Consider the following 7,479-nt stretch of genomic DNA (forward strand, 5'->3'; position numbering starts at 1 on the left):
GCCCCCTCCAGTGCGCCCGCGCCCAGCGACCGCATCCCGTGCTCGAGCTCGGCCCGGAGCGCGTCCTCCTCGGGCAGGCCCTCCTGGTCCAGCACCGACAGCCGGTCGTTGCGCAGGCACTCCTGGGGCAGCGCCGCCAGCTCACGGGCCAGGGTCTCGGCGACCTGCCTGGCCTGACCGGCCGGGACGACCCGGTCGACGAGGCCCATGGCGTGCGCCTCGGCCGCGCCGACCGGACGACCGGTGAGGACCAGGTCGAGCGCCCGGCCGGTACCGACCAGCCGGGGCAGCCGGACCGTGCCGCCGTCGACCAGCGGCACGCCCCAGCGGCGACAGAACACGCCGAGCGTCGCGTCCTCGGCGGCCACCCGGAGGTCGCACCAGACGGCGAGCTCGAGGCCGCCCGCGACGGCGTACCCTTCGATCGCGGCGATCACGGGCTTGCCGAGCCGCATCCGGGTCGGGCCCATCGGGCCGTCGGCGCCGTCCTCCACCGGCTGCACCTGGTTGCCGGTCGGCGTGCCGATCGCCTTGAGGTCGGCGCCGGCGCAGAAGGTGCGGCCGGCACCGGTGAGCACGGCGACGTACGCCGCCGGGTCGGCGTCGAAGGCGCGGAACGCCTCGGCCAGTGCGGCGGCCGTCGGTCCGTCCACCGCGTTGCGCGCCTCAGGGCGGTCGATGACCACCGTCGTGACCGGACCGTCTGTCTCGATGCGGACGTTCATGGGCCTGATTGCACCAGACGGCTCGACCAGGTCTGACCGATCGGAGGAGGACATCCTGGGAGCGGTGGAGTCAGACTGGCCAGGTCACTCGTCCGGGCGAGCGACACCCAGCGATGACGACGACTCATGGGGAGGCACGTCATGCGGAAGCAGTCTTGGGACCAGCGGCGCGATGTCGCCGTGCGGTTGCTCGCCAGGCTCAGCCTGGTCGCCGCCCTCGCCGTGCTCGGCGCACTGTTCGTGGGCGGCGCGGCGACGAGCCAGGCGTCGGAGTCGGAGATCGCCGCGCCCGACTCGTACGGATCGTCACCCGAGCAGGGGTTGGAGCAGGCCAGCCCAGGCGTGCTGGTGGTGGGCGCCGTCGTCATCGGCGGCGGCATCGTGGTGCTGCTGATCGGCGCGTTCCGGCCCCCGACCAGCAGCGAGCGCCGCAACTACGCCGACCTGTCGTACCGCTAGACGCTCGGTCGCGGCTCAGGTCCTGCGGGCGTTGACCACGACGTTCGACTGGTAGCCACCTCGGTCCGCGTCGTACACGCCGCCGCAGGTGACGAGGTTGAGCTCGCTGCGGCCGTGGGAGCCGTAGACCTTGCGTGCCGGGAAGTCCTCGTTGGCGTACGTCCGCACCGAGTGCACCGTAAAGCTGACGTCGGAGCCGTCGTCGAGGCGCACCGTGATCTGCGCGCCCGGGGTGAGCTCGGACAGCCCGGAGAACACGGCCGGCCCGTCGACCGAGTCGACGTGACCGAGGATCACCGAGGACCCGAGGGCGCCGGGCGCCGGTCCGCGACGGAACCAGCCGGCGCGGTCAGGGTCGCTGGGCACCTGGACGGTCCGGTCCTTCTCCACGCCGAGGGTGATGAGCCGGGTGTCCAGGTCGAGGGCGGGGATCACCAGCTGGACCGGCCGCACCTTCACGGGCTCGGCGTCGGTCTCGACGACCGCTTCGGCCTGGGGCGTGCTCGTCGGCGCGGTCGCGGCAGCTGTCGCTCCGGTCGCCGCTTGCTCCTCGGTCGAGGCTGCCTGGCGGTCGCTCCAGACGACCAGGCACACGACCGCGAGCAGGACCAGCAGGGCTGCGACCGCCCGCCACCAGGAGGTGGGGGCGGTCCAGGACCTGGTGCTCACGGGGAGGGCTGGACGACGGCGGCCTTCTGGGCCCGCCGCGCTGCCACTCCGGCGCCCACGAGGAAGACGAGGCCGAGGCCCAGCCAGACGTTGGAGGGCGTTTCGCCGTCCGCGGGACGGCCGGTCTCGGGGTGACCCGACGGGATGTACGGCGTGCTCGGGGTCCCGCCGGAGGTGCCGGACCCGGAGCCGCCACCGCTGCTGCCGGACCCGCCGCCGCTGCTGCCCGACCCGCCGTTGTTCCCGCCGTTGTCGCCGCCGTTGTCCCCGCTGTCGTCGTCGGAGTCGTCAGGAGTGGCCGACGGCGTGCTCGAGGGCGTCGGGGTCGCGGTGGGGGTCGGCGTCGTGCCCGGCGGGGTCGCCGCGCACGTGGGCCGGGTGATCACGTTGGTGTCGAGCGAGACCTGGCCGTTGCGGGCCAGCATCCGGCCCTGGACGGTCGCTCGGGTCTCGAGGGTGATGCTGGTCAGCGCCATCACGGTGCCGACGAAGACCGAGTCGGTCCCGATGGTGGCCGAGCTGCCGACCTGCCAGAACACGTTGCACGGCTGGGCGGCGCCGATGAGTGCCACCCGGCTGCTGGAGGCGGCGAGCAGCGTCGACCCGGCCTGGAAGATGAAGACCGCTGCCGGGTCACCCAGCCCGTCGAGGGTCACGGTGCCGGTCAGGTTCATGCTGGTGGAGGCGGTGTAGACGCCGGGCACGAGCGTCTGCCCGCCCAGGTTCTGGTCCGTCTGGTCGACGACCGGTCCACGTCCCGCCGCATCGTTGTAGGCGGTGGTCAGGTCGTCCTGCGCGCTGAGCGCCTCGGCGTCGGCGGCGTGGATGGTGCCAGCGCTGACCTGGCCCGGCGGGAAGCCGACGACGGCGGTGCCCGGTGCGACGCCCACCGACCCGGCGATCGCCGAGGGGCCGGTGTTGGTGACGGTGGTGCCGGCCAGGACGGCGTACGGCGTCGCGGTGCCGAGCCCGACGGCCGCCTGGGCGGCCGAGGCCGACCCGGCGGGAAGCACCAGCGCGAACGCCACGGCGAGAGCGGAGGCAGGCAGAAGCTTGCGGGGGAAGGGAGTCACGGGGGTCTCCAGCGATTGCCGGAGCGTGGTCACACGGGGGGATCGAATGTCATCGAGTCCGGATGCGTTCGAAACTACGCGGGAAAGCGCTGGCGCGTGGTCGAACCGGGAAAGCTTGGCGGTGGCGGTGGGATTTGAACCCACGGTGGGCTTGCACCCACACACGCTTTCGAGGCGTGCTCCTTAGGCCGCTCGGACACGCCACCGCCGGAGAATGTACCGGAGCAGCGTCAGGCCGCCGAATTGTTGTCAGACCCCGATGGCGGGCTCCAGCGGGGGTCGCGGCCGGTCGCGCCGAGCAGCCGGTCGAGAGCCGGCGCGTCCGCGGGGACCGGGACCGGCGGGCCGAAGAGACCTCCGTCGTCCGCGGGTCCGTCCTCGGGCGGCTCGAAGCTCGTCGCGAAGGCGTGGGCCGCGTCCACGGCGGCCGGGTCCGCGGCGTACGCCTGTCCGGTCGCGACCGCGAGGTCCCAGGCGTGGACCGTCACCTCGTCGAGGGCCACGAGGGAGGCGACCTCCGCGGGCATCTCGATCGGTCCGGCCATCGTCATGCCGGCGTACGCCGACGGGTCCAGCCACGCCTCGCCGAGCTCGTCGAGCTGGGCGCTGATCCGGTCCCGCCAGCCGTCCTCGAGCCGGGAGCCGTCGCCGGACGCGTTGCCGCCGGCCGGGATCTCCTCCTTGCGGGCCGACAACGTGAACGCCAGCGCGAGGCCGCCGATGTGGTCGAGCAGGTCGGCCACCGTGTAGTCGGGGCACGGCGTGGGGTCGCCCAGCTGCTCGTCGCGGACGGACCGCACCAGGCAGGCCAGCTCCGTCGTGGTCGGCCGGAAGTCGAGAGTGGTCATGCAGTCCTGACCGAGGAGGCCGCGCGGACTCATCGGCCACGGGCGGGATAGTCAGGGACTATCCGCGCGGGCCGAGGCGACGCAGCTGCACCACGTGCTCCGGGGTGAGCTCGTCGAGGGTCCGGACCCCGAGGAGGCGCATGGTGCGCTCGATCTGGCCGCGGAGGATCTCGATGGTGCGGTCGACTCCCTCCCGTCCGCCGGCCATCAGGCCGTAGAGGTACGCGCGGCCGATCAGGGTGAAGCGGGCGCCGTGCGCGATCGCCGCGACGACGTCCTGGCCGGACATGATCCCGGTGTCCAGGTGGACCTCGAGCTCGGATCCGACCTCGCGAACCACCGAGGGCAGCAGGTGGAACGGCACCGGCGCCCGGTCCAGCTGGCGGCCGCCGTGGTTGGACAGGATGATCGCGTCCACACCCGCGTCGGCGAGGCGACGGGCGTCGGCGACGGACTGCACGCCCTTGACCGACACCTTCCCCGGCCACTGGTCGCGGATCCAGGCGAGGTCCTCGTAGGTGACGGTCGGGTCGAACATGGTGTCCAGCAGCTCGGCGACCGTCCCCGACCACGAGTCGAGCGACGCGAAGGCCAGCGGCTCGGTCGTGAGGAAGTCGAACCACCAGGCGGCTCGCGGGATCGCGTTGGCGACGGTGCGCGCCGAGAGGGTCGGCGGGATCGTCATCCCGTTGCGTACGTCGCGGAGCCGGGCGCCCGCGACCGGGACGTCCACCGTCACCAGCAGGGTGTCGAACCCGGCCTTGGCGGCGCGGTCGACCAGCGCCATCGACCGGTCCCGGTCCTTCCACATGTAGAGCTGGAACCAGTTGCGGCCGCCGGACGACGCCGGTGCGGCGGCGGCGACGTCCTCGATGGACGTGGTCCCCATGGTGGACAGCGCGAACGGGATGCCGGCCGCCGCGGCGGCCTGGGCTCCGGCGATCTCGCCCTCGGTCTGCATCATCCGGGTGAACCCGGTCGGCGCGATCCCGAACGGCAGCGCCACCCGCGAGCCGAGCACCTCCCGGGTGGTGTCCACGGTCGAGACGTCGCGCAGGATCGACGGCACGAACTCGACGTCGCCGAAGGCCTCGCGGGCCCGGGCCAGCGAGACCTCGCCATCGGCCGCCCCGTCGGTGTAGTCGAACGCGGCCTTCGGTGTCCGCCGCTTCGCGACCCGGCGCAGGTCGTCGATGGTCAGCGACTTGTCGAGGCGTCTCCGCTTGGGCGACAGCACCGGCTTCCTGAACTGCACCAGGGGCGCGAGGTCGTGACGCCTGGGCACCCGCCGCTTGCTGGCCTCCACGGCACCCAGTCTGCTCGACCTCAGCCTTCCGGGGTCAGCCGAGTCCCGACCACGCGTCCTCGCGTCGCCAGACCGTCGGCAGGTGGAACGCGACGCCCTGCTCCTGCGCCAGGCCCCCGAGGACCCGCATCGTCACGTCCAGGTCGTCCCCCGCGAAGGGGAGCGCCCGCAGCGGTAGGTCCAGGGGGCGGAAGAAGTCGTCCCAGTGGGTGAGCACGACCCGCTTCGCGCCGACGGTCCCGACCGTCTCGGCCCAGTAGGAGCGGATGTAGTCCTCGCTCTGGACCCCGAGCTGGCCGATCCCGAGGTAGGCGACGTCGGCGGTGCGGCCCGTCAGTGAGCCGGGGACGAACCCGGCGCTGCCCTGCACGAGGGCAGTCCTCCCGCTGGCGTGCTCGACGAGGACGGACCAGGCCTCGCCGCAGCGGTACGCGTCGGCCTTGACCGGTGGGACGACCGGGGCGTCGACAGTGCCTGGGTAGCGGTCCGGCGGGCAGTGGTCGGACACCACGAAGGTCAGGGTGAAGCCGCCGTACGTCGCCACGTCGCCGTCGCCGACGACCCGGATCCGGTCCGTCGGCAAGCCGCCGCCGCGGCCGACGTTCGCCGTGGACTCACCGCCGACCAGGGTGGCCCCGGTCCGCTGCGCGACCACGGCCGAGTCCATCGCGTGGTCGTAGTGCGTGTGCACGGGCACCACCGCCGCGACCTGGTCCGCGCCGGCGCGCGACAGTGCGGCGTCGATGCGCGCGGTGTCGGGCGTCAGCCTGCGCAGCGCCACGGACACCAGTGACGGCCGGGAGAAGAAGCCGTCGAACAGCAGGCGCGTGGAGCCGTCGTCGAGGAGCAGCGTCGCCACGCCGAGGAAGGTGACCGCGAACTCGCCCTCGGCAGCGGGCACGTCGAACCGGTCGCGGTACCGCTCGAGGTCCGGTCGGCCGAGCTTGAGGCGCATGCCCAGCAGGCTAGCCAGTCAGGAGCTGGCCACTTCGTGTCCACAGCGGCGGCTCGGGGCGGGTTCTCCACAGGGTTCGTGCGGTTGCCGGGGTGGTGTCGGTGGGGGCTCGGAGCGTGGTGGGTGTGGCGATCACTCCCGGCTCTGGCACCGCACCTGCTGCGGTGGTGGAGGCTGCTCGGGACCTGGTGCTCGAGGCGTCGGACCGGTTGCCGGCGGTGTGGTCGGACGACGAGCTGCTGGAGGGGATGTCCGCGGTCCAGCGGCTGCGTGGTGCGGCCGACGCGCTGGAGCTGGCGATGCTGGCCGAGGTCGATATCCGGGAGATCCCGAAGCGGCGGCTGCACTGGGGGTCGACGGCGGACTGGTTCACCCACCTGGTCGGTGGGTTGCGGCGCGACGGCAGACGGAGGGTGCGGCTCGCGCGGGTCATGGCGTCGGACTTCCCGGCGACCTTGGCGGCGGTCCGTTCAGGTGAGACATCGCTCGGCCAGGCCGCGGTGGTGGTCGAGGCGGTGGAGGCGCTCCCGACCAGCCCTGACCTGCGGGCCGACGCGGAGCGGGTGCTGCTGGAGCAGTGCCGGACGTTGACCGCGACCGAGCTGGTCCGGGCCGGGCGGCACGTCGCGGCGGTGGTCGACCCGGACCGGGAGGAACGCGCCGTTGAGGCCGCGTTGGACCGGGAGGAGCGCGCGGCGCACCGGCAGCGGTTCCTGTCGGTGGTCGAGGACGGTGCGGGCGGGGTCCGGGTCAAGGGCTACGGGTCGGCCGAGGACGGTGAGGTCCTCCGCGCAGCGTTGCTGCCGTTGACCAAACCGGCTCCGGCGGTGGACCCCGACGACCCGGGTGACCCGACGTGTGCGACGGAGCGGGACCCCCGCGACCACGGCGCCCGGCTCTGGGACGCGCTGATCCAGACCGCCCAGCACTGCCTGGACACCGAGCTGCCACCCGAGTCCCACGGCACCCGCCCTCGGGTCACCGTCACCACCTCGTTGGACCATCTCCAGCAGGCCTTGGGGCAGTCCGCGTGGACCGAGACCGGGCTGGAGCTGTCGGTGGCCGCCGTCCGGCGGCTGGCCTGCGACGCCGACATCATCCCCGGCGTCCTGGGCGCCGACGGGCAGGTCCTCGACGTGGGTCGGGCCCGCCGGCTGGTCACCATGGCGATCTGGATCGCGCTGATCCTCAGGGACCGGCACTGCGCCTTCCCCGGCTGCACCCGGCCACCCTCGATGTGCCACGCCCACCACATCACCCACTGGGCCGACGGCGGACCCACGGCACTGGGCAACCTGGTCCTGCTCTGCGGGGAGCACCACCGGGTCATCCACCACACCCCCTGGCAGGTCCGCCTCAACCCCGAGGACGGCAGACCCGAGTTCCTGCCACCACCACGACACCGCACCCAGACCGACCAGCCCTGGATCAGACACCGACCCCG

Annotated in this window: 8 protein-coding genes and 1 tRNA gene; 2 read left to right on the forward strand and 7 right to left on the reverse strand. The window is 73.2% G+C overall.

The genetic code is table 11. From position 1 onward, the window contains the following. Positions 1–725: crotonase/enoyl-CoA hydratase family protein (locus tag JHD21_RS18720; RefSeq protein ID WP_292678289.1), on the reverse strand; the 725-nt coding region annotated here is incomplete at its 3' end. A gap of 141 nt (positions 726–866) precedes the next feature. Between JHD21_RS18720 and JHD21_RS18725 the strand changes: the two genes are divergently transcribed. Continuing rightward, entirely contained in the window at positions 867–1,184 is a 318-nt protein-coding gene (locus JHD21_RS18725) for a hypothetical protein (RefSeq protein ID WP_292678291.1), read from the forward strand. Positions 1,185–1,199: 15 nt separating this feature from the next. Here the strand turns inward: JHD21_RS18725 and JHD21_RS18730 are convergent, their stop codons facing one another. The 6 genes from JHD21_RS18730 to JHD21_RS18755 all read right to left on the reverse strand — a co-directional run bounded on the left by JHD21_RS18730 (position 1,200) and on the right by JHD21_RS18755 (position 6,035). After that, positions 1,200–1,853, reverse strand: coding sequence for a class F sortase (locus JHD21_RS18730; protein ID WP_292678293.1), 654 nt, complete (start codon positions 1,851–1,853; stop codon positions 1,200–1,202). Then, on the reverse strand, positions 1,850–2,881 hold the full coding sequence (locus tag JHD21_RS18735; protein ID WP_292678295.1) for an ice-binding family protein: 1,032 nt from the start codon (positions 2,879–2,881) through the stop codon (positions 1,850–1,852). Before JHD21_RS18735 ends, JHD21_RS18730 begins: the two co-directional genes overlap by 4 nt. 161 nt (positions 2,882–3,042) lie before the next feature. Then, positions 3,043–3,132, reverse strand: a tRNA-Ser gene (locus JHD21_RS18740). A 24-nt stretch (positions 3,133–3,156) separates the two neighbouring features. After that, positions 3,157–3,774, reverse strand: coding sequence for a TIGR03086 family metal-binding protein (locus JHD21_RS18745; protein WP_292678298.1), 618 nt, complete (start codon positions 3,772–3,774; stop codon positions 3,157–3,159). 58 nt (positions 3,775–3,832) lie between these two features. Continuing rightward, complete coding sequence (locus JHD21_RS18750; RefSeq protein ID WP_292678300.1) at positions 3,833–5,080, reverse strand: alpha-hydroxy acid oxidase; 1,248 nt, start codon at positions 5,078–5,080, stop codon at positions 3,833–3,835. A gap of 34 nt (positions 5,081–5,114) precedes the next feature. Continuing rightward, positions 5,115–6,035, reverse strand: coding sequence for an MBL fold metallo-hydrolase (locus tag JHD21_RS18755; RefSeq protein ID WP_292678302.1), 921 nt, complete (start codon positions 6,033–6,035; stop codon positions 5,115–5,117). 125 nt (positions 6,036–6,160) lie between these two features. Here JHD21_RS18755 and JHD21_RS18760 point away from each other — a divergent pair. Beyond that, a partial coding sequence (locus tag JHD21_RS18760) for an HNH endonuclease signature motif containing protein (protein WP_292678304.1) occupies positions 6,161–7,479 on the forward strand: 1,319 nt, incomplete at its 3' end.

The sequence above is a fragment of the Nocardioides sp. genome (assembly GCF_016462705.1).
Classification (GTDB): Bacteria; Actinomycetota; Actinomycetes; order Propionibacteriales; family Nocardioidaceae; genus Nocardioides.

Coding starts and splice junctions, on each gene's coding strand:
- JHD21_RS18755 (WP_292678302.1), bottom strand. CDS start 6,035: ATGCGCCTCAAGCTCGGCCGACCGGACCTCGAGCGGTACCGCGACCGG.
- JHD21_RS18725 (WP_292678291.1), top strand. CDS start 867: ATGCGGAAGCAGTCTTGGGACCAGCGGCGCGATGTCGCCGTGCGGTTG.
- JHD21_RS18745 (WP_292678298.1), bottom strand. CDS start 3,774: ATGACCACTCTCGACTTCCGGCCGACCACGACGGAGCTGGCCTGCCTG.